The following is a 24,454-nucleotide window of genomic DNA, read 5'->3' as shown; positions in this document are numbered from 1 at the left end:
CCATGCCCGCTGCACGGCATTGTCTTGTCAAAGCCGGCCGTCTCCGGAGCCGCGCGAGAGGCGCGCGAAGAGACGGAAGACCAATGGTATCGTCGTCATCACCACCGCGATCCGCATGATCTGAAAGCCGGTAACCGTTGCCGCATCGAGGTGCATGGCAGTGGCCGTCAGCACCATCTCCGTGACGCCGGCCGGTGCGATCGATAGAAAACTCGTACTGAAGGGCAGGTCGGTCACGGCGGACACGAGCGCGGCAATCACCGCCGCGCAGCCGAGCAGGAAAGCCGTCGTTGCCAAAGCGGCAAGCGACACACGAGGCAGCCTGCCTATGATCTCCCGCCGAAAACGGCAGCCGATCCATGTGCCGATCACGATCTGGGCAATGTTCAGAAGCAGACGTGGCACGACGAACGGTCCGAAGCCGAAAACCGCGACGATTGCGCCGATGAAAGCGGGCACCAGCAGCCAGGTATTCGGCATGCCGAGCGGCAGGACGAGATAGGCGGCGATACCGGATATGGCAAGAAGCCCTGCCAAGGGCAGAATCTCCGACGCCAACGGTATGGACGGGCCGTTCACGTCGCCCGGATGACCGAAGACCGCCAGAAGGATTGGCACCACGGTCACGATCGCGGTGACGCGGATGAGATGTACAACCGCCACCGTATCGGCATTGGCGCCCTTCTGCTGGGCGATAACCGCCATTTCTGCAAGGCCGGCCGCGGCCGTTGCGAAGAATGCCGTCCTGCGGTCGATGCCCCCAAGGCGCTCCAGGATGAGGGCAGCAACCGAGGTCGACAGAATGACAAAGGCCGTAGCTGCGATCATGACCGGTATGAGGCCGGCTGTGGCGATCGCCACCTCGGGTACGAAACGCAGCCCTATCGAAACGCCGACCACGACCTGACCTAGTTCTCGGCCATAGGGAAAAGTCAGAACCGGCGCACCCGCGAGCGTGGAGGCCGCTGCAAGGATCAGCGGCCCCAGCAGGAAGGGAAGGGGGAGGCCGACAAGATTTGCGATCGCGGCCCCCATGGCGCCAGCGGCAAGTGTTGCCGCCATGCGCCAGCCGCGACTATGCCAGCCACCTTCCGGCAGCTTTTCGCCCGACGGCTCGACGCTGGTCATCCCGAATAGCCAGCGCTCAGGCGATCTTGATCAGAAGTTCGGACAACCGATCCAGGGACGGAAGACCCTCGACATTGCGGACGAGCTCGACGATCTCGTCCGCGCGCGAGCCCGACATCCCGGCGAAGGATACGTTCTCGCGGAATTTACCGGCGACTTCGTCATAGGTCATCGGGAAGGCCGGGGAACCCTTGCCGAAATCGGCACGGCCGGAAATCTTGCGGCCATCGTTCAGCTCGATGTCGAGGATGGTCGTCATCAGGTGATATCCGGCGGCCTCGGCGACATCATCGATGACGAAATCGACCTTCTCGATCATCGCCTTAACGTCGTCTCGCGCCACGACCTCATCGGTGAATTCCGCCAATCCCGCCCGGCCTTCCAGCAGAAGGATCGCCATGCAGAATTCCATTGAGAATTTCGCCTGCAGCTCGTCTTTCGGGCGATGGTGGATCAGTGCGTTCGGCATGTTGGAATTGGTGCCGACGCGGACATGCTTGACGTCTTGGGGACGGATATTGTGCTCCTTGATGAGGCGCAGCATCTCAGTCATGCCGGGATGGGTAAGCGAGCCCGACGGATGGGGCTTGATGGAAACGCCTGGGTCGGCAAAAGTCCACGGCGCGCCGAGCTTCCCGAGGATCGCGTTGACATCATACCCGCCGCCTGCAGCGCTGAAAAAGCCCCGGGGGGCTTCGAGGATCTTCGGCGTCGCGGTCCACCCATAGGACGCGAACTGTGCCGCAGCCACGCCGCTTTCAGACGAGCGGCCGGCATGGAAAGGCTTGGTCATGGTGCCGAAATTTTCGCGCAGGCCAGCCGACTGACTGCCGGCGATAGAAAGAGCCCGCAAGGTCGTCGGCACGTCGAAGCCGAGAAGCTTCGATGCCGCGGCTGCCGCAGCAAACGTGCCGCAGGTCGCCGTGGCATGGAAGCCGGTCTGATAGTGGCGCGGGTTGATCGCCTCTGCGATCTTGCACTCCACCTCCACGCCGAGGTGATAGGCCAGCATGAAATTGCGACCATTCGCCTTGGTCATTTCTGAAATGGCGAAGGCTGCAGGAAGGGCAGGGGCGGTCGGATGCGTCAACAGGCCGTAGACCCGGTCTTTGGCGACGGCAAGCTGCGTGTCGTCGTAGTCATCGGCATGAATGCCAACGCCATTGGCAAATGCTGCAAAGCGCGGTGAAACACGCCGTCCACCGCCGATCACGGTTGCCGGACCGTCTCCCAGGTTGAGATCCGACAGGTGTTCGCGAACCAGCTCCCCGCTCTTGGCGACAGAACCGGAAACGGCCAGGCCCAATCCGTCGAGAATGGATTTTTTGCCAATCTCGATCACCTCGTCCTTGAGATCGTCGGGGCGGGCGTCGACGATAAATTGGGCGACATATTTCGTCAGCTCGACATCTACTTTGGCGGTCTGGTTCATGTCTTTTCCTCTCTCCCAAGACTAGCGACATGCGTTATCACGAACTACGCATTGTAAATTGTCAACAGTTTTTTGCCGACAAAAAGATTCATCATGGATTGCGCGATGCGGTTCGAATTTGCTTCAGATTGGATCCGGCTCGCCAGCGATCCGGGTGCGGACGATACCGTTGGTGATATGTGCGCGAGCAGCGACAAACGTCGCCAGAGGGTCCCGTGCCACCAGCGCGTCATAGATCGCCCGGTGCTCGGTATTGGAAACGCTCAGGACATCGGGGCTGGAAAGGGCCCTGTAGCGCTGGATGTGAAGCTCTCGCACGAAGCTCTGGTAGATCGCTTCCAGGCGGTTGTTGCCTGCCATTTTTGCGATCTGCCGATGAAATTCCAAGTTTATCGGATAATAGTCATGAACCACACCGGTCTCGACGACGGCATCCATCTTGTCGAGAAGCCCTGCAAGTGTCTGCAGTTGCGCATCGGTGATCTTTTCGGCGAGCAGCATCGCCATGAAAGCAAACACGCCAGCACGCGCCTGGGACAAATCCTGAGCCTCGTCGTTGGTCAGCGCGCGAACAAAAAATCCCCGGTTCGTAATGACTTCAAGAAGCCCCATGGCGGCAATGGCGCTGCATGCCTCGCGGATCGGACCGCGGCTCACCCCCAATTGTTGCGAGAGGCCGTTTTCGTTGATCCGTTCGTTGGGCTTGAGTTCCCCTTCAATGATCATCCGTTCGATTTCGGCCTGCACGACGTTGCTGAGCGAGCGGGTGCGCAGAAAGTCAATTGCAGCAAGGCCCTGTGTCTCTGGTATTTTCGCCATCGTGTCGTCATGCATCCTGAGATCTGGTGGGCAGCCACATGGCTGCCCTTTGGGCGTTCATATCAGTTGTCGTTACCGCATGCTATCTCGCTCATACATCGTAACATGGAGGCTTTGTTGACCTCAGGTTGTCTGTGGTTCGCGTGACCGGCCGAGTACCGGAACGTTATTTGCCACATAGACGACAGCGAACGAGGCAATCAGCAGAATGATGCCCAGGACGCAGATCGCGCCGAGATCACCGCTCTCATTCAGGTCGTAGATGATGACGGATACCAGCTTCGTATTGGCCGTCGTCAGCAGGATTGTTGCAGACAGTTCGCGGATCGTGCCGACGAAGACGAAGCACCACGCGGCAATTACGCTGGTCCTCAGCAGGGGAGTGGTGATGTCCCAGAGGGTGCGGAGCCGCGATGCCCCCATGATCCTGCCCGCCTCCTCGAGTTCCGGATGAACCCCGGCGAAGGAGGATGACATCTGCTGGTAACCCGCCGGCAACTCGATCGTCATGAAAGCGATCAGCAGGATCCAGATCGTGCCGTAAAGCTGGAATGTCGGATTGGCATAGCTCAGGAAGAGGCCGACGCCGAGGACGATGCCGGGAATGGCGATCGGCGCGGTGGCGAGCAGGCCGAGATAATTCGAGCCCGGGATAGAGCGCCGCGTGACGAGATAGGCCGTCACCAGCGCGACGATCGTCACGCCCGTAGCCGTCAGGATGCCGAGCAGGAACGTGTTGCGCAACGCAAGCTGTGTCGCGGAGAACTCGAACAGCACGAAGTTCCAGTGCTTCAGCGTGATCGTCTGCAGGTTCAGAGGATCGCTGGCCGTATTAGTGAAAGCCGTTTTGAAGATTGCGCCGTAAGGCAGAATGATCGTCATCGAAAGAACCGCCAGCACGAAGAGGCCGGCCGCCCATTTCCACTTGCCGAGTTTTACGATACGAGGCGATCCGCTCTTGCCCCCGAGGACCGTATATCCCTTGCGGCCCAATACCATTTTCTGCGCCCGCAGAAGGATGACGGTGATGATGAGCAGTGGGATGGCGGAGGCTGCGGCCAGCCCGAGCTGAGGCGGGAACTGGAAAAGGCTCCAGATCTTCGTCGTGATGACGTGGAAGCCGGCCGGCAGTGCAAGGATTGCGGGCGAACCGAACATCGTCAGCGACTGCAGGATAGCGATCAGGGTGCCGGCCAGCATCGCCGGCAAGACCAACGGGAACGTCACACGCCTCAGTGTCGTCAGCGCCTTGCCCCCGAGAATGGCGGAGGCATCCTCCAGATCGGATGGCACCTTGTCGAGGGCATTGGCGACGAGCGTGAAGACGTAGGGAAAGGTGAAACAGGCGATCGCGAAGACCAGTCCGGACATGGTGTAGATGTTGACCAGCACGACCGCGGGATCGAGTCCGAAGATCTTCCGGTAGAGAACATTGATGATGCCGCTATTGGGTGCTGCCAGGATTTCGTAGGCGATCGCCCCGAGAAACGGCGGTGTGACGAAAGAGGCCGTCACCAGCACGCGAATGAACTTGCGGCCGGGAAGGTCGGTACGTGCCACGAGCCAGGCCATCGGCGTCGCGATGGCGCAGGACAGGACGCCGACGGCAAATGCCATGCCGACAGCAAGCCCGTAGGCGCGCAGAAGCGTGGGGTCGGTGACAAGCGCTGCAAAATTCGCGAAGGTGAAAGCGCCGTTCGCGTCACTCCTGAATGCATAATAGATGATCCAGAAGAGCGGCAGGATGACCAGCACGCTCAGAAGCAATGCCAGCAGCACGAATGTGGGGATCGACAGGTCGACGCTGCGGCGTCGACCCTCCCAGGTGGTCATGGCAATATCGGTCATCTTCAATCAGGTCCCGAAATACTTCTCGTAGTTGGACTTGATCTCCTGGATCATCGGCTCGAGCTTGGCCGGGTCGAGATGCAGGAGCTTGATCTGGGACAGCGGTGTCCGGCTCGTCTTTTCCTTCACTTCCGGATGGAACGAGCGCAGCCCGCCGCTATCGCTGTTAAGCTGCTGTGCCTCGCGTGAAAACAGGAAGGCATAGAAGAGCTTGGCTGCTTCCGGGTGAGGTGAGTTCGCGAGAACCGCCGCATTTCCAACAGCGAGCGGCGTGCCTTCCGCAGGATAGACGATCTTGATCGGCACACCTTCGTCCTGAAGCCGGAAGATGTTGTATTCATTGCCGTCGATTTCGAGCGCACGTTCGCCCTGGGCGAGTTTCTTCGGCGGTTCGGTAGACGACTGGACCTGCATGACCTGTTGCTGGCCAAGCTTTTCGAAGAAATCCCAGCCGAGCAGTTCCTGAAGCACGAAGGTCGCCGTCATCACCGTGCCACTGTAGCCTGGATGGGCCTTGACCATCTTGCCCTTGTATTTCGGGTCGAGGAGATCGGTCCAGGTCTTTGGCGCATCCGCCTCCGGCAGCAGGTCCGTACGGTAGGCGATCACCGACAGATGGGCGCGGTAGGCGGCGAAATAACCGTCAGGATCCTTTTCATCCTCCGGCCACTTCTTGGCGACCTCGTCCGGAACCATCGGAACCAGCCAGCTCTGCCGTTTGAAATATTCGAAATGGACGGCATCTGACGTCTCGATGACGTCTGCATTGTAGATGCCGGATGATATTTCCTGGCCGACGCGCTGGAAGACGCGTTCCGAGCCTGCACGCTCCACCTGAACGTCAATGCCGGAATAGGTCTTCTTGAACAGTTCCGCCAGTTTCTCGGCGACCGCGACGTCGGTGGCGGTGTAGAAGACGACCTTGCCGTCCTTCTGGGCTGCGGCGATCAGTTCCGGCGTGATGGCATATGGTTCCGGAGCCTGCGCCCTTGCATGAGATGCCATCGCCATTCCGGCAATGACCAATGTTGCTGTCAATGCTCTTTTCCACATATGCGCCTTCCTCCCGTTCACATGTTGAAAATTGCTGATCCGGCCGTCTTTTTCAGCTGTGGCCGGTTGGCTTGCGGTCTCCCTACTGCGCGAGTGCGCGGCAATGTTCCGGCGGGAAATGCAGCCAGACATCGCTGCCGGTCGACATTTCCACATTGACCGGGGCAACGGCGCGCACGGTCTCTCCGCCGGGGATATGGACAAGGTAATCGCGATGCGAGCCGAGATAGATCTGTCGTTCCACCTTGCCTGCCACGGAATTCGTTTCCGACATGCGCTGGGGCGAAAGAGTTATGTCATGGTGGCGGACGGAAACCGCTCCTTGGCCATTGGCCGGCAGCGAGCCGCTGGCACACCTGAGGGTAAAATCACCTGGGCAGAGCACGGTGTCTTCGGCAACCTTTTTACCCGTGAAGATATTCGTTCCACCGATGAACCGCGCGACGAATTCCGTCTCCGGCCTTGCGTAGATATCCTCGGGAGAGCCCGCCTGTTCGATGCGCCCGTTGTTCATGACAACGATGATGTCGGCAGTCGTCATCGCTTCCGACTGGTCGTGCGTCACGTAGACGGTCGTATAACGGAACTCGTCGTGAAGACGGCGGATCTCGAAACGCATCTCTTCGCGAAGATTGGCGTCGAGGTTGGAAAGCGGTTCATCCAGCAGAAGAATCTCCGGCTTCACCACCAGCGCTCTTGCGAGCGAAACACGCTGCTGCTGGCCACCCGACAATTCCCCGGGATAACGGGTCTCGAGTGGTTCCAGCTTGGTCACGGCGAGGATCGCACGCACCCGCTTGGCGATCTCTTCCGCAGGCAGCCTGCGCAGCCTCAGGCCGTAGGCAACGTTTTCGAAAACCGTCATATGCGGCCAGAGTGCGTAGCTCTGAAAGATCATGGACATGTTCCGGCCTTCCGGCGGAACCGTGCTGTGCGCAGACGATACAACTTTACCGCCGACCCGCACCTCGCCGCCATTTGCCGAGACGAACCCTGCCACCAGTCGGAGTGTCGTGGTTTTTCCGCATCCAGACGGACCGAGAAGGCAAACAAGTTTGCCCTTGTCGACCGCCAGATTGAGATCCTTGATCACCGTGAGTGCGCCATATTTCTTGACGACCCCGGACAATTCGAGAAATGACATTCAACCTCCCATTGAGTGTCCTTCGATCAAGGCGACACTAATTGCAGATTGAAAATTGTCAACAAAAGACTGTTCACAGAAATCTGATCGACGGCGCGATCCGTACTCTGTCCTAGCAGTGTTTATCCGCGTGCTGAGGTCGTTTTCCTCCCCCGACGGGGATTACACCCATCGTGGGGAAGAGGCTCTCGCAGCTTATCTGCCGAAGTCGAGGAGCTAAGATAGAAAACTGAGTGTCACGGCCTCGGTCCAATTCTGAGCTTTAAAAGATTATGGCCGTCCCCTGAATCGAAGGACTAGATAGATTCGAATTGAGAGTCCGTTTCAGACCCGGTCATCGTAACCACTGGTTCTTGGCCGTCCGCCTCAGCAGCATCTACCGGCACTGGAGGGCCCTCTGGCGCGGGCGCAACGGTGTTTTCGCCAGGCTTGCCGTCTTCATCCTCTAACCCAAGGCGCTCGAAGATCAGCTGTTTGATTTGCTCTTCGATCTTCTCTTGGTCCTGCTGGCTCATCGCCGCCAATTTCTCTTCGTTGAGCTCCCGGTCCTTGAGGAAGAAGTAACGGATCCGCTCAGCCGGTGTCATTTTGGAAACTTTTAGGAATTCGTCAGCAGCATCGATCTTCTCCTCTTTGTTGAGAGCGGTGCGACTAGGCGTTTGATTCAGCGCGACGCCCTTGCTCTCCATCGACCAGAGAGCGTCGGCAAGCTTCGAGCCCATGGAAGAGGTGATAGATACGGTAGGGAGGTTTTCACTTGTCTTTTCGGATCGTTTGACGAGGGCTACTTCCTGGCTCGCCATACGGGAAGTTGTCTGTAAAGCCGGCGCAGAGTGTCTAGAGCTACCTACAGTAAGCATTCGAATCGCTCCCAAGGGTTGTGTCTGCGGATTGCATTCCACTGATAACTTGCTCGGGGCTGATCTCTTGCTAGCTCATCTAACAAGTCACGCGCAGACATAAGCGCGTGGCATTGGCGGCAGTGCGATCCGATGGCATCAGCAACACTTACTCGAACCCTACCAGATATTGCTGAATCTGATGAGGCAGCCTGCCGAGAGAAGCGGTGAGCCGCGGCCGTCGTTGCCTGCTCACGGAGGTCCTTGACGCGGAGATGGTGTTCGCGAATTCGGGGAAATCGCTTCAAGATTATTGTTTACTTGATCGATCTGGTCTCTGGGCCTCGCCCGCTCACGCTCGGCACAATAACATTCGGATCAGAACGGGGGCACACGGAAACGAAGCCAGAGTGTAGTTTCCCCGGTTTAGGTTCTTGCAAGGGCTTAATCATCACGTCCGCAGTTGGCCCTACGCGATCATTCCCGAGCCCAACTTCCCGGCCAAGAAACGCCACCTGATGTCACATACCAGGGTTGCATAATAAGTCGTATGCGCCTGCCTAAAATAAGATCATACCAAGCGCAGCTGATATGCGTGAGGGTCTTTTTTATGGATTGGGTCCCTGTAGTCTTCGTTACGTTCAAGGTTCTCGCGCTAGGCGTGGCCATGTTCTTTGCCATCAAATGGCATTTCGATCAAAGCGACAAGGGAGAGAGGCGGGCAGTGCTACGCACGGGGGGCAATATGGTCGCAGTCTTTGCCCTGGCGCTAATAGGCGTCGGGCTCTTCGCTTTCGGTCTTAGCAGTTGGCTCGGTTTGGACTTGAGCCTCCCATGATGGCATCATCGACGTATCCGGCTCTGTGGGGCTACCGGAGGGTCAACGATACGTTCGGTGTCATTGGTCGGTTTCTGCAGACATTGATTCTGCACCTCCGGTGGGCAAAATTCTCCTGTGATCGAGAGGGTTTCACAGACTGGCTTTTGAATTCGCGCACCTGCAGGATTTTAAAGCCGGAAGGGAAGGCAAGGGGGCGGAGGGGCGATCTAAAGCCAACGTTTCTTAGTGGCGCAGAGCGGAGCCAGAACCCAGTTCCCGCTGCAATCAGGCCATTCCACTTTGATGTCTGCGAACTGAAGCGGTCGATGGCTTCCTGCGGCGCCACTTTCCTAAAGATTGCGTAAATCGAATTTTGCAATCAGGGGAACAAGCGCATCGTGCGCGTGCTGACGATGAAGCCGGGCAGCTCGACTGGCAGCCGTAGCGTCGCCTTCCTCGATCGCCTCGATGATCGCCTGATGCTCTTGCGAAGAGGCCACGGGGAGAGGACGTAATCGGAGGGTAAACATCCGCGCGCGATGAAGCTGATCGGCAACTGCACCCGTCATACGCATCAGCCTTCGATTGCCGCTACGCGTAACCAACGCCTGGTGAAACTCTTCGTCGGCCTGCGCCCATGCCATCAGGTCTTCTTGATGCAATGCAGCCACCATTCTGTCCGTGGCGTCGCGTAGTGCATCCGCAACAACCTTTCTTTCCGGTTCCGGAAGCGCGGCCAGACGGGCTGCGGCGGCACCCTCCAAGGCGATGATAACTTCGTAGATTTCTTCGATGTCCGCAGGCGACAAGGAGCAGATTACGATCCCCTTCTTGGGTAGGATCCGCACCAGCCCTTCTTCCTGGAGGCGTGCCATGGCCTCGTGAACGGGTGTCCTGCTCATTCCGAGCTGTCGGGCGATCTCGATCTCGGCCGCCTGGTAGCCGGGCGCAAAGACGTTGTTGCGGATCGCCTCCTTGATCGCGACATATGCGGCCGTCACTCGGCCCGCGCCACTTTCATCGACCGCTGTCTCACTGGCCCGGAGGGGCGCCAGAGCTTTCGTGGCAATCATCATTCGCCCTTGCATGTTTCAAAGAACTATAGCGCGGGCAAAACCAGTTGACAAATCCTTGAGCAATGATGAGTTTAATCTTGCATGCAAGGTGGCATGGAATGGATGTGGAGGCGTCCATTTTTCCAGGGAGGATGAACTATGCTCAAGATTATGCTTGCGGCAGTGTTGCCGGTGTCACTCGCAGCAAACGCCGCTGTCGCTCAAGAAAACTATCCCAGCCAGCCGATCACGATCATGGTGCCAGCAGCAGCCGGTGGTCCGAGTGATACAGTCGCCCGCCTCGTCGCCCAGTCCATGGGCAAGACGCTCGGTCAACAGGTCCTCGTCGAAAACATGGGCGGCGCAGGCGGTTCGCTCGGAGCGGCGACCGTGGCCCAAGCGGAGCCGGATGGCTACAAACTCCTGCTCTACCATATCGGCGTCGCGACTTTCGCCGCGCTCTACCCGAACCTCAGCTACAGGCCGATAGACGACTTCAGCAGCGTGGGCCTCATCACCGAGGTGCCAATGACGATCGTAGGCCGCAAGGACCTCGGCCCGAAGACCTTCACAGAACTCGTGGAGTATATCAAAAATAACGGGCAGGGCGTGACCTTTGGAACGGCAGGCACGGGCGCGGTTTCTGATCTCTGCGGTCGTCTCCTTCAGGATGGTCTGCAGACCAAGTTCATCCTGGTGCCGTACAAAGGTATGGGGCCTGCCATGACAGACCTGATTGGCGGTCGGATCGACCTCGCCTGCGATCAGACGACCAATACGACGACACAGATCAAATCGGGCGAAGTCCATTCGTACGCGGTTACAACCTCGGCCAGGATTGGCGTTCTGCCCGATCTGCCTACCGTTGCTGAAAGTGGTGTCCAAGGATTTGAGCTCAGCGCATGGCACGCCCTCTGGGCACCAAAGGATACGCCCGACGCGGTCCGTAACAAGCTGGCCGAAGCTCTCCAGGTTGCGTTGAAGGATCCGACAGTCGTTGAACGCTTTGCGAGTTTGGGAACTGCTCCGGTCTCGCCAGAACAGGCAACCCCGGCCGCGCTGGATGAGAAATTCAAGTCCGAGGTCGACCGCCTCAGCACGCTCATCGGGTCCTCGAAGTAGGACTTTCCAATCAAACACAAGGCGGTCCGCTAACCGCCTTGTAGTCCCAACACCATGATAGAGACATGCTATGCGCCAATACAAGATTGCAGCCATCCCCGCCGACGGTATCGGTCCTGAGGTCATTGCAGCCGGACTGCAGGTTCTTGAGGCGCTTGCCCTCAGGAGCGGTGACTTCGAGATTGACACGAAAACCTTCGACTGGGGTTCGGACTATTACAAGAGGCACGGCGTCATGATGCCGGCGGACGGCCTGGAACAGTTGAAGAGTTTCGATGCCATCTACTTCGGCGCCGTCGGTGCACCGGACGTGCCTGACCACATTACCCTTTGGGGCCTACGTCTCCCGATCTGCCAGGGCTTCGACCAGTACGCCAATGTTCGACCCACCAAGATACTTCCGGGCATTACCTCGCCGTTGCGCAACTGCGAGCCGGGTGACCTTGACTGGGTGATCGTGCGCGAGAACTCCGAGGGGGAGTATTCCGGACACGGTGGGCGTGCGCACAAGGGACTGCCGGAAGAGGTTGGAACTGAGGTAGCCATCTTCACCCGCGTTGGTGTCACCCGCATCATGCGCTATGCCTTCAAGCTTGCCCAGTCTCGTCCGCGCAAGTTCCTCACGGTCGTGACGAAGTCGAATGCCCAGCGCCACGGGATGGTAATGTGGGACGAAATTGCCGCAGAAGTCTCGAAGGAATATCCGGATGTCACTTGGGACAAAATGCTGGTCGATGCGATGACCGTGCGGATGACGCTGAACCCTAAAAGCCTCGATACCATCGTCGCCACCAACCTGCATGCCGATATCCTGTCGGACCTGGCCGGTGCGCTCGCAGGAAGTCTCGGTGTCGCGCCGACAGGCAATATCGATCCGGAACGCCGCTTTCCATCGATGTTCGAACCGATCCATGGCTCCGCCTTCGACATTACTGGCAAGGGCATCGCCAACCCCGTCGCGACATTCTGGACGGCGGCGCAGATGCTGGAACATCTCGGTGAAAGCGAAGCAGCCGCAAGGCTGATGCAGGCAGTCGAACGCGTGACAGAAGAGCGCATTCTCACTCCCGACGTCGGCGGAACGGCAGATACCAGGCGTGTGACGGAGGCCGTCTGCGCAGCTATCGCAGGCTCGAACATCTTGTAGTCAGGGACCTTTGCATTCGAAGTGCCACTACCCGACTAATAGCCCTTTGTTCCAAAACCTCACAGGCTCATGGAGATAAAGCAAATTTATCCTTGTCTGCCTTCCGCCTAATGCAGCCGATGAGGCCGAGCCACTCGGCCGCATCGGACACAAGGACGGAAAGGATAACAGATGTCTGCAGCAGCCCACGCCACTTCGATCGAGGCCAATGGAAGAACCTATCGCTGGCCCGTGCGGCCAACCGTCGTCGTCTGCTTCGACGGCTGCGACCCGGCCTATATTGAGGCGTCGGCGCCGGCAGGCCATATCCCGACCATCAGCCGCTTCCTGAAGGACGGTTTCTATTCTGTCGCCGATGCCGCGATGCCGACCTTTACAAATCCCAACAACGTCTCGATCGTTTGCGGCGCGCCGCCGGCGGTGCACGGCGTCGCCGGCAACTACTATCTAGACCGCGAGACCAAGCAGGAAGTGATGATGCTCGACGCGCGCCTGATGCGGGCGCCGACTATCCTGTCGCAATTTTCCAAGGCCGGTGCGAAGATCGCCGTCGTCACCGCCAAGGACAAGCTGCGCAAGGCGCTGGCTCACGAGATGGACGGCATTGCCGTATCCGCCCAGTATGCCGACAAGTGCACGATGGACGAGAATGGCATCGACGACCTGACCGGCCTCGTCGGCCGCGGCACGCCGGACCAGTATTCGCCGGATCTCTCGCTTTTCGTTCTCGATGCCGGCATTCGCCTTCTCGAAACGCGTCCGCTCGACCTTCTCTATCTCTCGCTCTCCGATCTCGTTCAGCACAAGCATGCGCCGGACGCACCTGAAGCCCATGCGTTCATGAAAGCCGTCGACGATCGTCTCGCCCGCCTGATCGAACTCGGCGCCACGATCGGCATCGTCGCCGACCACGGCATGAACGACCTTTCGCATGAGGATGGCACGCCCAACGTCGTCTATCTCGGCGATGTGCTGGACGAGGGCTATGGTTTCGACACGACGCGGGTCATCTGCCCGATTACCGATCCCTTCGTGAAGCATCACGGCGCCCTCGGCGGCTTCGTGCGCGTTCACCTGATGGCCGACGGCATGGACCGAGACGCGGTGTTGAAGACCATTGCCGCCCAGCCGGGCATCGAGCTTGCACTGACCGGCGAAGAGGCCGCCGAACGTTTCGAGTTTCCGCTGGATCGCGAAGCCGACATCGTCGTGGTGGGCAGGAAGGGGGTCGCGGTCGGCGCACGCACGGTGGATCACGACCTGTCGCAGCTTGCCGGAGAACGCTTGCGTTCGCATGGAAGCCTTGCCGAACAGCAGGTACCGTTCATCATCTCTCACCCGCTCAACGATGACTATGCCAAGCGCCCGACGACCGGCCTCAGGAACTTCGACGTCTTCGATTATGCCGTGAACGGCGTTCGCTGAGCGAGCACTGAAGGTAAATCAGACCGGCTGGCCCGCCTGTGCCTCATCGCGCAGGCGGGTTTCCTTTTGCCCGTTCAGCTGGCGCAGATCGGGAACGCAGGAGGCGATCCAATCGACGAAGCTCGCCGCCGCCTCGCCTTCCCGCGAGGCCGGATTGGCGAAGACCTGATAGGCCGGTCCTTCGACCCGCAATTCCGGAAAGGGCTCGACGACCTCGCCGCGCATCAGATGGTCTTCGATCAGGAAGGTCGGCACGACGAGCGCGCCGCGGCCGGCGAACATCGCATCCAGTGCGATATAGAAATGCGGCAGCTTCAGCGCCTGACGCGTCATGCCGCCCGACAGGCCGGCAGCCTTCAACCACGTCTTCAGTTCGCCCGGCCGGGTGACTGCTTCGAGCAGGCCGATCTCCGCTAGGTCTTCCTTCGCAATCACCCTTCCATCGCCCGTAAGCCGGGCCGAGACGACGAGCGACAGCGTTTCGGTGAACAGATGCCGCGGCGAGAACTGCGAAGGGATGTTGCCGCCCCTGCGGATCGCCACGTCGAAAGGCATATCCAGCCAGTTGTCCGGCGTATGAGTGGGGCGCACCATCGTATCGACGGGGCGTTCGGGCGTATGGAATTCCTGCAGCTTGGGAATCAGCCAGCGCATCGCGAATGTCGCAGGTGCAATCAACTCCAGCTTGGCGCGCTGGATGCGCGATGGACGCAATTCCTCCAGCGCATCCTGTATCTCGTCGAAGGCGTTGCCGAGCACTGCCGCGAGGCGACCGATATCGGCCGTCGGGATCATGCCTTTGCGCTTTTCGACGAAGAGCGGCATGCCCATCCATGCCTCAAGCTGCGCAAGCTGCTTGCTGACCGCGCTATGGGTGATGGATAATTCGTCGGCCGCGGCAGTCACGCTGCCGGTGCGGACCACGCTTTCAAGAAACAACAGAGACTTCAGCGGCGGAAGGCGGCGTTTCCGTTGTTCCATTTCCTCACATTGCCTCGGCGATAATGTCACTGTACTATCTAGATGTAGTATTGTGAAATGCGGCTGCGTCTAGATATTGAGTTTCCGACGGAAACGAACTCTTATAGAGCAATTCCGTGACGCTATTATTACAACCGATGAGGAAACCCATATGCGTCGCCTGATAAGTGCTCTGGTCGCAGTAACCGTCACAGCCTCTTCCGCATTCGCCGCCGACAAGGTTCGTTTCGCCGTCACGGAAATCGAAGGCCTCGAACAGCTCCAGACCGAATTCGGTCCGTTCCGCGACAAGCTGCAGCAGTTGACCGGTCTCGACATCGAATTCCAGCCCGTCAGCTCCCGCACGTCCGCCGTCGAGGCGATGAACTCGGGGCAGCTCGAACTGGCACTGACCGGCCCGTCCGAATATGTCGTCATGCATGAAATGACCAAGGCGGAAGTCATCGCCGGCTGGCAGCGTCCGGACTATTTCGCCCAGGTCGTCACGATCGCCGGTCGCGGCATCAACACCGTCAAGGATCTCTCCGGCAAGAAGATCGCCTTCGGCTCCGCCGGCTCTACCTCCACCCATCTCGGTCCGGCCCAGGCACTGGCCGATCAGGGCCTCGCCTATGGCAAGGATTATCAGTCGCTGCATATCGACCGTAACGTCGCGATCCAGGCACTGATCAACGGCGACCTCGATGCCGTCGGTATGAGCTTCGACCACCTGAACAGCGCCCGCAAGGCGTTTCCGAACGTCGCCTTCCTCGTCGTCGCCCGCGGCCGCGACCTGCCGGACGACGCGCTGATGGCAAGCCCGAAGGCCGACCAGGCCGCGATCGAGAAGGTCCGCAAGGCCTTTACCGAACACGGTCAGGAACTGCTCGGCGCGGTCCTCAACGGCACCGACGACAACCAGAAATACGCTTCCGGCGTCTTCCGCGCTTCCGTCAAGGACAGCGATTACGGTTACGTCCGCGCGATGTACAACACGATCGGCATCGATACGTTCGGGAAGTTCATCGATGAATGATGCCGTGATGGAGCGCGACAGGCTGGATTGTCGAATGGTCAATACAGCAAAGCGGGATGGCGACACCGGCAGCATGGGCGAAACGCTCAGCCTCTCCTGCTACGATGTCTTCAAGTCCTACTCGGCGAAAGGCGGACTGGTGCTCCACGGCGTCTCGCTGGAAATCGATGAGGGCGACAGCGTCGCCCTCATCGGAGCCAACGGCTCGGGCAAGTCGACGCTTCTGAAAAGCCTGGTAGGACTGCATCCGGTGGACAAGGGCAAGGTTCGCGTTCTCGGACGGGAGCTGCAGGATGGCAGGCTGGAACAGGATGTGCGCCGGCAGATCGGTTTCGTTTTCCAGAACCACGGACTGGTCCAGCGCCTCAGCGCCCTGTCGAACGTCATTCACGGACGGCTCGGCTTTCCCGGCTCATGGCGGGCATGGCACCAGTCGATCGCGCCGGAACACTGGCGGCAGGAAGCGCTCGAAGCGCTTGAAGCCGTCGGTCTCGGTCACCGTGCCGCGGCACGCGCCGACCAACTTTCCGGCGGACAGGCGCAGCGTGTGGCGATCGCCCGGGCACTGGTGCGCAAGCCGAAGCTGATGATCGCTGATGAACCGGCGGCAAGCCTAGATCCCAAGACAGGCATGGACGTGATGGAAACCTTCGCGTCGATTGCCGCCCGCAGCGGCACCACGCTCATCTACACCACCCATGATATGGCGCATGCCCTGCGCTTTGCCAAACGTATCGTCGCCCTGAAGAGCGGCCGCGTCGCGCTCGACGTGGCTTCGGCGAATCTGACCGAGCAGGAACTGCAGAGATTTTTCCATGAGGCATGACACTCCAACTCTCGCCGGCCCCACTTCGATTACTCCGCCGGCCCGTTTCGCCGGCGCGAGTGCCCTGCAGTTCGCGCTGCTGATCGGGGTGGGAGCCCTTGTACTTTCGTCGATCTACCAAGTCGCCCCTTCGCCGGAGCGGCTGGTGACGGGCGCACCGCGGATGGCGAACCTTCTCGGCCGGATGATGCCGCCTGCAACCGACAGCACGTTTCTGCTGCGTATCGTCGGACAGCTGATCGAGACGTTCCAGATCGCCATCGCCGGCACCTTCATCGGCATCGCGCTCAGCCTGCCGATCGCCTGGCTTTCGGCCCGCGGCGTGACGCCGGTCCCGGCCTTCTCGTTCCTGTTCAAGGGGCTGGTGTCGTTCTTCCGCACCGTGCCGGATCTCGTCTGGGCGCTCGTCTTCGTCGCCACTGTTGGCCTCGGCGCCGTGGCCGGCACGATGACGATCATCGCCGACACGATAGGTTTCTGCGGTCGGTTCTTCTGCGAAAGCATGGAGGATGCCGACAAGAAGCCGCAGGAGGCCCTGTCGGCCACCGGCGCCAACCGCCTCGCGATCCTGTTTTCCGCGATCATTCCCGACACGCTGCCGTCGCTGATCAATGCAGGTCTCTTCGCACTGGAAAAGGCTGTGCGGGCTTCGGTGGTGCTCGGTCTCGTCGGCGCCGGCGGCATCGGCCAGGAGCTGCAGGTCGCCTTCGATCTGTTCCAGTACCAGAAGGCCTCGACGATCATCATCGTAATCTTTGTCGTCGTGCTGGCGATGGAAGTGCTGACCAACGCCCTACGCAAGCGCGTCGGTTGAACATTTCTCGGGTCGACCGAAGGCAACTGATGCCGTCCGGATGCTCAAGTAAAGTTCGCGTCAGGCCGGATGCAGACCAGTACACCTTGGAAGGATTGCGCTTGTTGCGATCACCCTTCCAGACGTTCGACGAGGCAGCACCCCGCCCGGTAACGGCGGCGATTGCTATCGAAGAAGTCCGTCGATATCGAATTCCTGCCAGTCTTTCAGCTTCGGGGCCGAATCTTCGCCAGTGTGTTCTGGTTTTTTGGAAGCCTTCGGTGTCTTCTTCAGCGACCGTGTCAGTTTTGCCTGGTAAGCAGCGTGACGCCTTTTCTCCGCTTTGGCCTCAGCATCTTCCTCCCGCCATTGATCGACCATGCCGCGGTCGAGGAGATCTTCCACGACTTTGGGATCGAAAACGTGGAATGTGATCCGACGGGCGCGGCCGTTCAACCGGACAGTCCGCGTGCCGGCGCTCGGCAGACGCCCGTCGGCGAGCCATCGATGACGCTCGCTTGTTTTGATGGTCAGGATGTCCTCTATTTCGCGGGGGATCACGGGAAGCGTCTCGACCTCCTTCATCACCGCAGAGATGACGGCGGTCGCTGCTGCGAACGCGGCCTTGTCGCTGGCAGGCATTGCAAGGGTGAGGTCGCTGCCGTCTAGGACAAGCAACTTTTTAGAGGTGCCAGGAAGCCTTGCCCGGACCTCTTGCAAAATCCCCTTGGCCCGGATGGACGAGCCAAGGGTGGCTGCAGGCGACAGCACCCATGTTCTGAAAAGTTCAATTTCGGTTTTGGCGCTTTTGAGCATGGGCGTTACATGGGATCGGGCTCTCTGCAGGTCAACGCGTCCCATGCGCGCTGAAGTCCTCATACTCGCGCCCTCGGTGGGAGATGTCCGTTGCTCGCCTTCCGGCGCTGAGATCAGGCGGCTCGTTTCACCCTGTTTCGCCCTTCGCTCTTTGCCTGGTAGAGCGCCATGTCCGCCATGCGACAGGCCTCCGCCAAGTCCGTTGTCGAGTTCAGCGAGGATACGCCAAAGCTGGCTGTGACACTCAGGCCATCCGGCAGATTGTCCATCGTCGTGGTCGCGACACTCAGCGCCCGCGCAAACAAAACCGCCACATCGACATCCGTTAGCGGGAGAAACAAAGCGAATTCCTCCCCGCCTATGCGGCCGACGACGGCACGCTCCGGAGCATGCTGTCGCAGAAGCATGCCGAAACTCTGGATGACGACATCCCCGACGTGGTGACCGTACGTATCGTTAATGCGCTTGAAATGATCGAGGTCGCAAAGGATCACGGTATGTTGGCCGTTGGGCATCGCAGCAAGATGCGTCTGGACGTTCCTTTCAAAGTCGCGGCGGTTCGCGAGCCCCGAAAGGAGGTCCACCTCGGACTCTGTCTTCTGATCCGCCATGATTTCAAGCACCAAGGTTGCAAGCAGTGTCAGGCCGACGACGACGATCAGGATCGCGGTCGCACTCTGCGAAACCAGGGCGTAATTGGTATAAATGTAGTCTTGCGCGCGCTGACCGGCGCCGACCAGAACCGCAAGTCCTGCCTTGGCGAAGAAGTGCAGCCCGGTGACGAGTAGGACCACGCCGAGGAAACGGTCCGCAATCAGCCTTCCCCTATTCAGCACGACAACAGCACTGGACAGGACCGCAAGCGCGAAAGGTGTCTGATAGGAGAATGCGTGTAGTAGCGTGCCGCGAGGAAGGTCATAGATCAGATAACAGACCGTCATGCTGGCAATGATAAAGACAGCTGCGACAGATCCTCTGAGCGACCTGCCATACAGCTCGCCGATGCCGACCCGCAGCAGCACCATGCCGATGAGAACGGATGCAAAGGCGCCGATGGCCCAAAGCTTCGGCGTTTCGCCGAAGGTGACCAGAAGCTCGCTCACAGCGGAGAGCGAGGCGACGCCGAATCCAGCAGCGAGCCAAAGAGAAGCAACACGCGACCGGCCGCGCATTGCGACAACCGCGAAGAGCGCAGAAAAACTCAGTGCGACGACGAAATTCACCGTCAGAAAGAAAACTGCTCCGTTCATGGATCCATCACTGCTGCCGGATCGGCATCCGCACCTGCTGCAAGTAGTCTCAAATTATCTAAACAAGCACCTGTTAAAATTCTTGCGTCTTCGGAGCGGCAAACATTGCCCAAGCCTAAAAACTGATAGCGCCTTAGATATGACGTCCGCAATACCACAGTCTAACTCCTGGTTGGTGTCGAGCACTCTGCACCGCTCTGAAAGGCCGGCGACGTTGCTCAATGGCAAGGGAGCGCCGATTGGCCCTTTATCTCCCGATCTTAAAGAGGGCCGCATTCGCGCCGGTGCCATCACGGCGGCGTGAAATCTCAGGAACTTCTGCCTGTGCACAAGGTTTGTAGGCCGAGGCGACTGCCTCGATAAAAATCACATAGGAGGCACTCTCATGGGTCGCGGTATTCTTCTCTGGCTTCTCGGTATTCCGTTGCCGATCGTCATTCTTCTCGTTCTTTTTCTTCGATAGGAGAGCGAGATGCCACTTTATCAATCCGGTGTTTCGGACGTTGGTGTGGAATCTGCGGTCCCGGCACTCGCTTGGGGGCCTGTCATCGGCGGCGCTGTCGCAGCTTCCGCTACAACTTTGATCCTCCTCCTTTTCGGCTCGGGAGTAGGCCTGACTATCGTCTCTCCGTGGACGAACGACAGTGCGTCCGCAGCCACTGTGGGCATAACCGCTGGAATATGGCTGGTCGTCGTCCAGTGGCTGTCATCGGCATTGGGCGGCTATCTTACGGGTCGCCTACGGACCAAATGGGCAGGCGTCCATACGGACGAGGTTTTCTTCAGGGACACCGCGCACGGTTTCCTGAGCTGGGCCCTGGCAACGGTTGTCGTAGCCGGGCTTGCGGGCTCCGCCTTCACTTCTCTCGTGGGTTCGGGCGTACAAGCTGCAGGCTCTGCGGCATCGACAGCGACGGTGGCCGGTGCCGCTGCGTCCAGCGGTGATGCCGCCGGTCCCGATATCGCCACCAGCTACTTTACGGATGCACTTCTGCGTCCTCAGGACCTGCGCAGTCGGGCTGACACGGATAATGCAGCCGCGACGGCAGAGGTATCCCGCATCTTGATGAACGGGGCCATACAAGGGGGGGTGCCCGACGAGGACAAAGCCTATCTTGCAGCAATCGTGGCATCCCGTTCCGGCCTCACCCCGGAGGAGGCACGAGCGCGTGTGGATGGTGTCCTGCAGCAGATCGATGAAGCCAAGAAAACAGCACAGCAGACGGCCGATGAAGCAAGGCAGGCTGCGGCGACAACCGCCATGCTCGGTGCGCTCTCCCTTCTTGTGGGAGCCTTCATCGCATGCGCGGCTGCAGCGCTTGGCGGTCGGCAGCGAGATGACGAAGAAACCCGGCTCGCTGTGCCGCGCTAGGCAGGCGCCCCGGCTTTATGCTTTCCTCCCCAATAGCGTGGCTCCCTAATTCGGGCCACGCCGACGTCTGGTTGTTGCTGCGCAAGTTTCTCAAAGGAGCGGCGGCCCTTTGAGGACTGCAGCCGACCTGTAGCCTTGTAAAGATACATATGGCTTCGTCCTCACAATGGGCAATCGCGTGTCGCGAAAATCTTCGGACCTCTAGGCGTTTAAGCGGACACCGTAGGAAAACCTCGGCGCCCAACTCGAAGTTTGGAGTTAATCCACCTGATCAAGGCCTGCATCGCCGCCGACTTGACAGGTGTTTCCGTCAATGCTTTGCTAAGATGTCAGACCAATTTAGACGCCGTTCAAGGCGCGGTCGGAGGGGATGTGATTTCGAAACTTTCTGAAAAACTTCAGCCATTACCTCCTATCGACCGTGCGCGGCAGGTGACATCGGCTCTCGCGCACTACGTCGCAGATGCGAGCTTGAAAACGGGCGACCGTTTGCCGGCCGAACGGGAACTGATGGCTGCCTTGGCGGTCGGTCGGTCAACGATCCGCGAGGCGATCCGGCATTTTCAAGCTCTCGGTGTCATAGAAACCAGGAAGGGCAGTGGCACCTATCTGCTGCGCGCCATATCGCCTGACACCATCCACATGCCACTGTCGCTCGACACAACCCAGCTGCGCGACGTGCTGCTCCAAACGCTCGAAGTGCGCCGTGGCATCGAATGCGAAGCGGGCATGGTGGCAGCCCGTATGCGTACGGCGGACGACCTCGTCGTTATCGAAACGCGGCTCGCGCAAATGGAAACTGTGCATCTAGAAAAAGGCTCGTCCGGCCCGGAAGACCTGGCCTTTCACTTGGCTGTCTACGACGCCACCCACAATCCGCTGTTTCGGCAGATCCTGGAACAGATGCGCGAAAGTTTCGAGCATTTCTGGGCGTCGCCTTTCGATCGCAAGGATTTTGCCAAGCGTTCCTTTCCCTTCCATCGCACGCTTTTCGACGCCATCGTCGCCCGCGATCCCGAAGGTGCGCGGTGCGAGACGCTAAAGATCCTCGCGGTTGTCGAGGAAGACATCAAGGAAATGTCCAAATGAACGAAATGCTCGATCCGTCGGCGTTTGCCTCACTGATCACCGCCCATGACGACGGCAATTTTGCCGATGCGGTGGTGCCGCCGATCTTTCAGACCTCGCTGTTCACCTTCTCCGACTATGACGAAATGATCGCTTCCTATCGCGGCGAAAAGGTGCGGCCGATCTATACGCGCGGCCTCAACCCGACAGTGCGCATGTTCGAGGAAATGCTGGCAAGGCTCGAAGGCGCCGAAGACGCGCTCGGTTTTGCCAGCGGCATGTCGGCGATCTCGTCTTCGGTTCTGAGCTTTGTTGAGCCGGGGGATCGTATCGTTGCGGTCAAACATGTCTATCCCGATGCGTTTCGCCTGTTCGGCACGCTTCTGAAGCGCATGAAAGTCGAGGTTACCTATATCGATGGCCGCGACGAAGAGGCGGTCGAAAAGGCTCTGCCGGGCGCAAAACTGCTTTATCTGGAAAGCCCGACAAGCTGGGTGATGGAAGCGCATGATGTCGGCGCGCTGGCGGCGTTGGCGAAAAAGCACGGCGCCGTTTCGATGATCGACAATAGCTGGGCAAGCCCGGTTTTCCAGCGGCCGATCACGCTCGGTGTCGACCTCGTCATCCATTCGGCCTCCAAATATCTCGGCGGCCATAGCGATGTCGTCGCCGGTGTCGTTGCCGGCTCCAAGGAGATGATCGCGCGTGTGAAGGCGGAGGCCTATCCCTATCTCGGCGGCAAACTCTCTCCCTTCGATGCATGGCTTTTGATCCGCGGCATGCGCACACTGCCCTTACGCATGAAGGCCCATGAGGAATCGGCGCTCACCATCGCGCGGCGTTTGCAGGAACTGGATGTGGTGGAAAACGTCTGCCATCCGGGTCTGGCCAACCGCCTGCCGACGGGGCTTCACGGCACGTCCGGCCTGTTTTCCTTCATCTTCAAGGAAGGCGTCGATATCCGCGCCTTTGCCGATCACCTGAAACTTTTCAAGCTCGGCGTCAGCTGGGGTGGCCACGAAAGCCTGATCGTTCCAGGCGAAGTGGTGCTGCAGCAGAAGGCCCAACCGAATTCCGCGCATACATTCGGGATCCATGCGCGGTCAGTACGCCTCCATGTCGGCCTTGAGGGAACCGAGGCTCTGTGGAGCGATCTTCAGGAGGCGATCGCCGTCGCCTCATAGCGCATCAACCAAAAACAACTGGGAGCAGGACAATGAAAACAATCATAACGGCTGCATTCATCGCGACCATGATGGCGGGGACCGCCATGGCCGATACAACCCTCAAGCTGGTCGAAGTCATCACCAGCCCGGAGCGCACGGAGACACTCAAATCGCTGGTCGGCAAGTTCGAAGCCGCCAATCCGGGCACCAAGGTGGAAATCATCTCGCTGCCCTGGAACGAAGCGTTCCAGAAATTCGCGACCATGGTATCGGCCGGTGATACGCCCGACGTGATGGAAATGCCGGATACCTGGCTTTCGCTCTATGGCAACAATGGCATGCTCGAAAGCCTTGAGCCCTATCTCGAAAAGTGGGAGCACACCAAGGAACTAACGCCGCGCGCGCTGGAGCTCGGCCGCGACGTCAAGGACACCGCCTATATGTTGCCCTACGGCTTCTATCTGCGCGCCATGTTCTACAACAAGAAGCTCCTGAGCGAAGCCGGCGTTTCCGAACCGCCGAAGACGATGGACGATTTCGTCAAGGCTTCGGAAGCCGTTTCCAAGCTGCCGGGCAAATACGGGTATTGCATGCGCGGTGGACCGGGCGGCCTCAATGGCTGGATGATCTTTGCCGCCTCCATGGCCAGCGACAACAAATACTTCACCGAAGACGGCACCTCGACCATGAACAGCGAAGGCTGGGCAAAGGGTATCGAGTGGATGGTCGATCTCTACAAGAAGGGGCTAGCCCCGAAGGACAGCGTCAACTGGGGCTTTAACGAGGTCGTCGCCGGTTTCTATTCCGGCACCTGCGCCTTCCTCGATCAGGATCCGGATGCGCTGATCGCCGTTGCGGAACGCATGAAGCCGGAGGATTTCGGTGTCGCACCGCTGCCGAAGGGGCCGACCGGCAAGTCATTCCCGACGATCGGTTATGCCGGCTGGTCGATGTTCGCCACCAGCGAAAACAAAGACATTTCCTGGAAGCTGATCGAAACGCTGCAGAGCCCCGAAGGCAATATCGAGTGGAACAAGAAGATCGGCGCCCTGCCGGCCTATACGGCAGCCGAAAAGGATCCGTTCTACGCCGGTGACCAATTCAAGGGCTGGTTCGAGGAACTGGCTGACAAGGACACGGTTCCGACCGTGATGCCGACCTACCTCGAAGAATTCGCCTTCTTCAAGGACTCCATGGCAATCAAGACTTCGCAGCAGGCGCTGCTTGGCGACATCTCGGCCAAAGAGCTTGCCGATGAATGGGCCGACTACTTGACCAAGGCGCAGCAGAAGAACCTCTCCAAGAAGTAATCGTGTTCATGGCGGCGCGTGCAAG

The 24,454-nt window shown here is 59.3% G+C and carries 21 protein-coding genes; 10 read left to right on the top strand and 11 right to left on the bottom strand.

Annotation, left to right across the window (positions count from 1 at the left end; translation table 11 throughout):
- Nucleotides 1-27: 27 nt before the first annotated feature.
- From BM216_RS00540 to BM216_RS00500, 8 genes are all read right to left on the bottom strand, one after another.
- On the bottom strand, nucleotides 28-1,128 hold the full coding sequence (locus BM216_RS00540; RefSeq protein WP_092993341.1) for an AbrB family transcriptional regulator: 1,101 nt from the start codon (nucleotides 1,126-1,128) through the stop codon (nucleotides 28-30).
- Nucleotides 1,129-1,144: 16 nt separating this feature from the next.
- Nucleotides 1,145-2,560, bottom strand: a complete 1,416-nt coding sequence (locus BM216_RS00535) for an MmgE/PrpD family protein (RefSeq protein ID WP_092993338.1) — start codon at nucleotides 2,558-2,560, stop codon at nucleotides 1,145-1,147.
- 123 nt (nucleotides 2,561-2,683) lie between these two features.
- Nucleotides 2,684-3,394 carry an FCD domain-containing protein gene (locus BM216_RS00530; RefSeq protein WP_092993335.1) on the bottom strand — a complete coding sequence of 237 codons (711 nt, stop codon included), beginning with the start codon at nucleotides 3,392-3,394 and terminating at the stop codon, nucleotides 2,684-2,686.
- A 108-nt stretch (nucleotides 3,395-3,502) separates the two neighbouring features.
- The gene (locus tag BM216_RS00525) at nucleotides 3,503-5,227 is read right to left on the bottom strand and encodes an ABC transporter permease (RefSeq protein WP_092994953.1); all 1,725 of its coding nucleotides are present in this window, start codon (nucleotides 5,225-5,227) and stop codon (nucleotides 3,503-3,505) included.
- 6 nt (nucleotides 5,228-5,233) lie between these two features.
- A complete protein-coding gene (locus BM216_RS00520) occupies nucleotides 5,234-6,265 on the bottom strand; it encodes an extracellular solute-binding protein (RefSeq protein ID WP_244530021.1) in 1,032 nt (343 codons plus the stop codon).
- A gap of 97 nt (nucleotides 6,266-6,362) precedes the next feature.
- A complete protein-coding gene (locus BM216_RS00515; protein ID WP_092993330.1) occupies nucleotides 6,363-7,424 on the bottom strand; it encodes an ABC transporter ATP-binding protein in 1,062 nt (353 codons plus the stop codon).
- Nucleotides 7,425-7,720: 296 nt separating this feature from the next.
- Nucleotides 7,721-8,227 (bottom strand): hypothetical protein, encoded by a 507-nt coding sequence (locus BM216_RS00510; protein ID WP_143102696.1) that lies wholly within the window; start codon nucleotides 8,225-8,227, stop codon nucleotides 7,721-7,723.
- 1,206 nt (nucleotides 8,228-9,433) lie between these two features.
- Nucleotides 9,434-10,159, bottom strand: coding sequence for a GntR family transcriptional regulator (locus BM216_RS00500; protein WP_244530020.1), 726 nt, complete (start codon nucleotides 10,157-10,159; stop codon nucleotides 9,434-9,436).
- A gap of 138 nt (nucleotides 10,160-10,297) precedes the next feature.
- Between BM216_RS00500 and BM216_RS00495 the strand changes: the two genes are divergently transcribed.
- The 3 genes from BM216_RS00495 (at nucleotide 10,298) to phnA (ending at nucleotide 13,832) form a co-directional block, all read left to right on the top strand.
- Nucleotides 10,298-11,260, top strand: coding sequence for a tripartite tricarboxylate transporter substrate-binding protein (locus BM216_RS00495; RefSeq protein WP_092993318.1), 963 nt, complete (start codon nucleotides 10,298-10,300; stop codon nucleotides 11,258-11,260).
- Between the two features lie 70 nt (nucleotides 11,261-11,330).
- Entirely contained in the window at nucleotides 11,331-12,407 is a 1,077-nt protein-coding gene (locus BM216_RS00490) for a tartrate dehydrogenase (protein WP_092993315.1), read from the top strand.
- 171 nt (nucleotides 12,408-12,578) lie between these two features.
- Nucleotides 12,579-13,832, top strand: a complete 1,254-nt coding sequence (phnA, locus tag BM216_RS00485; protein WP_092993312.1) for a phosphonoacetate hydrolase — start codon at nucleotides 12,579-12,581, stop codon at nucleotides 13,830-13,832.
- A gap of 18 nt (nucleotides 13,833-13,850) precedes the next feature.
- Here the strand turns inward: phnA and BM216_RS00480 are convergent, their stop codons facing one another.
- On the bottom strand, nucleotides 13,851-14,771 hold the full coding sequence (locus BM216_RS00480; RefSeq protein WP_244530019.1) for a LysR substrate-binding domain-containing protein: 921 nt from the start codon (nucleotides 14,769-14,771) through the stop codon (nucleotides 13,851-13,853).
- 193 nt (nucleotides 14,772-14,964) lie between these two features.
- Here BM216_RS00480 and BM216_RS00475 point away from each other — a divergent pair, with 193 nt between their 5' ends.
- Genes BM216_RS00475 through phnE form a run of 3 tightly spaced genes read left to right on the top strand, consistent with a single transcriptional unit; the run spans nucleotide 14,965 to nucleotide 17,468 of the window.
- On the top strand, nucleotides 14,965-15,828 hold the full coding sequence (locus BM216_RS00475; protein ID WP_092993306.1) for a PhnD/SsuA/transferrin family substrate-binding protein: 864 nt from the start codon (nucleotides 14,965-14,967) through the stop codon (nucleotides 15,826-15,828).
- A 34-nt stretch (nucleotides 15,829-15,862) separates the two neighbouring features.
- On the top strand, nucleotides 15,863-16,654 hold the full coding sequence (locus tag BM216_RS00470; RefSeq protein WP_092994950.1) for a phosphonate ABC transporter ATP-binding protein: 792 nt from the start codon (nucleotides 15,863-15,865) through the stop codon (nucleotides 16,652-16,654).
- On the top strand, nucleotides 16,644-17,468 hold the full coding sequence (gene phnE, locus BM216_RS00465; RefSeq protein WP_092993303.1) for a phosphonate ABC transporter, permease protein PhnE: 825 nt from the start codon (nucleotides 16,644-16,646) through the stop codon (nucleotides 17,466-17,468). The genes BM216_RS00470 and phnE overlap by 11 nt, the downstream gene beginning before the upstream one ends.
- A gap of 165 nt (nucleotides 17,469-17,633) precedes the next feature.
- On the opposite strand, the gene BM216_RS00460 is transcribed toward phnE, so the two are convergent.
- Nucleotides 17,634-18,263, bottom strand: a complete 630-nt coding sequence (locus BM216_RS00460; RefSeq protein ID WP_092993300.1) for a hypothetical protein — start codon at nucleotides 18,261-18,263, stop codon at nucleotides 17,634-17,636.
- 113 nt (nucleotides 18,264-18,376) lie between these two features.
- Nucleotides 18,377-19,513 (bottom strand): GGDEF domain-containing protein, encoded by a 1,137-nt coding sequence (locus BM216_RS00455; protein WP_092993297.1) that lies wholly within the window; start codon nucleotides 19,511-19,513, stop codon nucleotides 18,377-18,379.
- 472 nt (nucleotides 19,514-19,985) lie between these two features.
- Between BM216_RS00455 and BM216_RS00450 the strand changes: the two genes are divergently transcribed.
- The 4 genes from BM216_RS00450 to BM216_RS00435 all read left to right on the top strand — a co-directional run bounded on the left by BM216_RS00450 (nucleotide 19,986) and on the right by BM216_RS00435 (nucleotide 24,429).
- Nucleotides 19,986-20,885: a hypothetical protein gene (locus BM216_RS00450; protein WP_092993294.1), complete on the top strand. Its 900-nt coding sequence runs from the start codon at nucleotides 19,986-19,988 to the stop codon at nucleotides 20,883-20,885.
- A 372-nt stretch (nucleotides 20,886-21,257) separates the two neighbouring features.
- Nucleotides 21,258-21,974, top strand: a complete 717-nt coding sequence (locus tag BM216_RS00445; protein WP_092993291.1) for a FadR/GntR family transcriptional regulator — start codon at nucleotides 21,258-21,260, stop codon at nucleotides 21,972-21,974.
- Entirely contained in the window at nucleotides 21,971-23,137 is a 1,167-nt protein-coding gene (locus tag BM216_RS00440; RefSeq protein ID WP_092993288.1) for a PLP-dependent transferase, read from the top strand. The genes BM216_RS00445 and BM216_RS00440 overlap by 4 nt, the downstream gene beginning before the upstream one ends.
- Nucleotides 23,138-23,169: 32 nt before the next feature.
- Nucleotides 23,170-24,429, top strand: coding sequence for an ABC transporter substrate-binding protein (locus BM216_RS00435; RefSeq protein ID WP_092993286.1), 1,260 nt, complete (start codon nucleotides 23,170-23,172; stop codon nucleotides 24,427-24,429).
- Nucleotides 24,430-24,454: the final 25 nt, after the last annotated feature.

Origin of the sequence: Rhizobium sp. NFR07, assembly GCF_900111905.1 — a bacterium.
Classification (GTDB): domain Bacteria; phylum Pseudomonadota; class Alphaproteobacteria; order Rhizobiales; family Rhizobiaceae; genus Neorhizobium.
This window is presented reverse-complemented; position numbering and strand designations above follow the sequence as displayed.

Coding starts and splice junctions, on each gene's coding strand:
- BM216_RS00540 (WP_092993341.1), bottom strand. CDS start 1,128: ATGACCAGCGTCGAGCCGTCGGGCGAAAAGCTGCCGGAAGGTGGCTGG.
- BM216_RS00535 (WP_092993338.1), bottom strand. CDS start 2,560: ATGAACCAGACCGCCAAAGTAGATGTCGAGCTGACGAAATATGTCGCC.
- BM216_RS00530 (WP_092993335.1), bottom strand. CDS start 3,394: ATGCATGACGACACGATGGCGAAAATACCAGAGACACAGGGCCTTGCT.
- BM216_RS00525 (WP_092994953.1), bottom strand. CDS start 5,227: ATGACCGATATTGCCATGACCACCTGGGAGGGTCGACGCCGCAGCGTC.
- BM216_RS00515 (WP_092993330.1), bottom strand. CDS start 7,424: ATGTCATTTCTCGAATTGTCCGGGGTCGTCAAGAAATATGGCGCACTC.
- BM216_RS00510 (WP_143102696.1), bottom strand. CDS start 8,227: ATGGCGAGCCAGGAAGTAGCCCTCGTCAAACGATCCGAAAAGACAAGT.
- BM216_RS00500 (WP_244530020.1), bottom strand. CDS start 10,159: ATGATGATTGCCACGAAAGCTCTGGCGCCCCTCCGGGCCAGTGAGACA.
- BM216_RS00495 (WP_092993318.1), top strand. CDS start 10,298: ATGCTCAAGATTATGCTTGCGGCAGTGTTGCCGGTGTCACTCGCAGCA.
- BM216_RS00490 (WP_092993315.1), top strand. CDS start 11,331: ATGCGCCAATACAAGATTGCAGCCATCCCCGCCGACGGTATCGGTCCT.
- phnA (WP_092993312.1), top strand. CDS start 12,579: ATGTCTGCAGCAGCCCACGCCACTTCGATCGAGGCCAATGGAAGAACC.
- BM216_RS00475 (WP_092993306.1), top strand. CDS start 14,965: ATGCGTCGCCTGATAAGTGCTCTGGTCGCAGTAACCGTCACAGCCTCT.
- BM216_RS00470 (WP_092994950.1), top strand. CDS start 15,863: ATGGTCAATACAGCAAAGCGGGATGGCGACACCGGCAGCATGGGCGAA.
- phnE (WP_092993303.1), top strand. CDS start 16,644: ATGAGGCATGACACTCCAACTCTCGCCGGCCCCACTTCGATTACTCCG.
- BM216_RS00460 (WP_092993300.1), bottom strand. CDS start 18,263: ATGCTCAAAAGCGCCAAAACCGAAATTGAACTTTTCAGAACATGGGTG.
- BM216_RS00455 (WP_092993297.1), bottom strand. CDS start 19,513: ATGAACGGAGCAGTTTTCTTTCTGACGGTGAATTTCGTCGTCGCACTG.
- BM216_RS00450 (WP_092993294.1), top strand. CDS start 19,986: ATGCCACTTTATCAATCCGGTGTTTCGGACGTTGGTGTGGAATCTGCG.
- BM216_RS00440 (WP_092993288.1), top strand. CDS start 21,971: ATGAACGAAATGCTCGATCCGTCGGCGTTTGCCTCACTGATCACCGCC.
- BM216_RS00435 (WP_092993286.1), top strand. CDS start 23,170: ATGAAAACAATCATAACGGCTGCATTCATCGCGACCATGATGGCGGGG.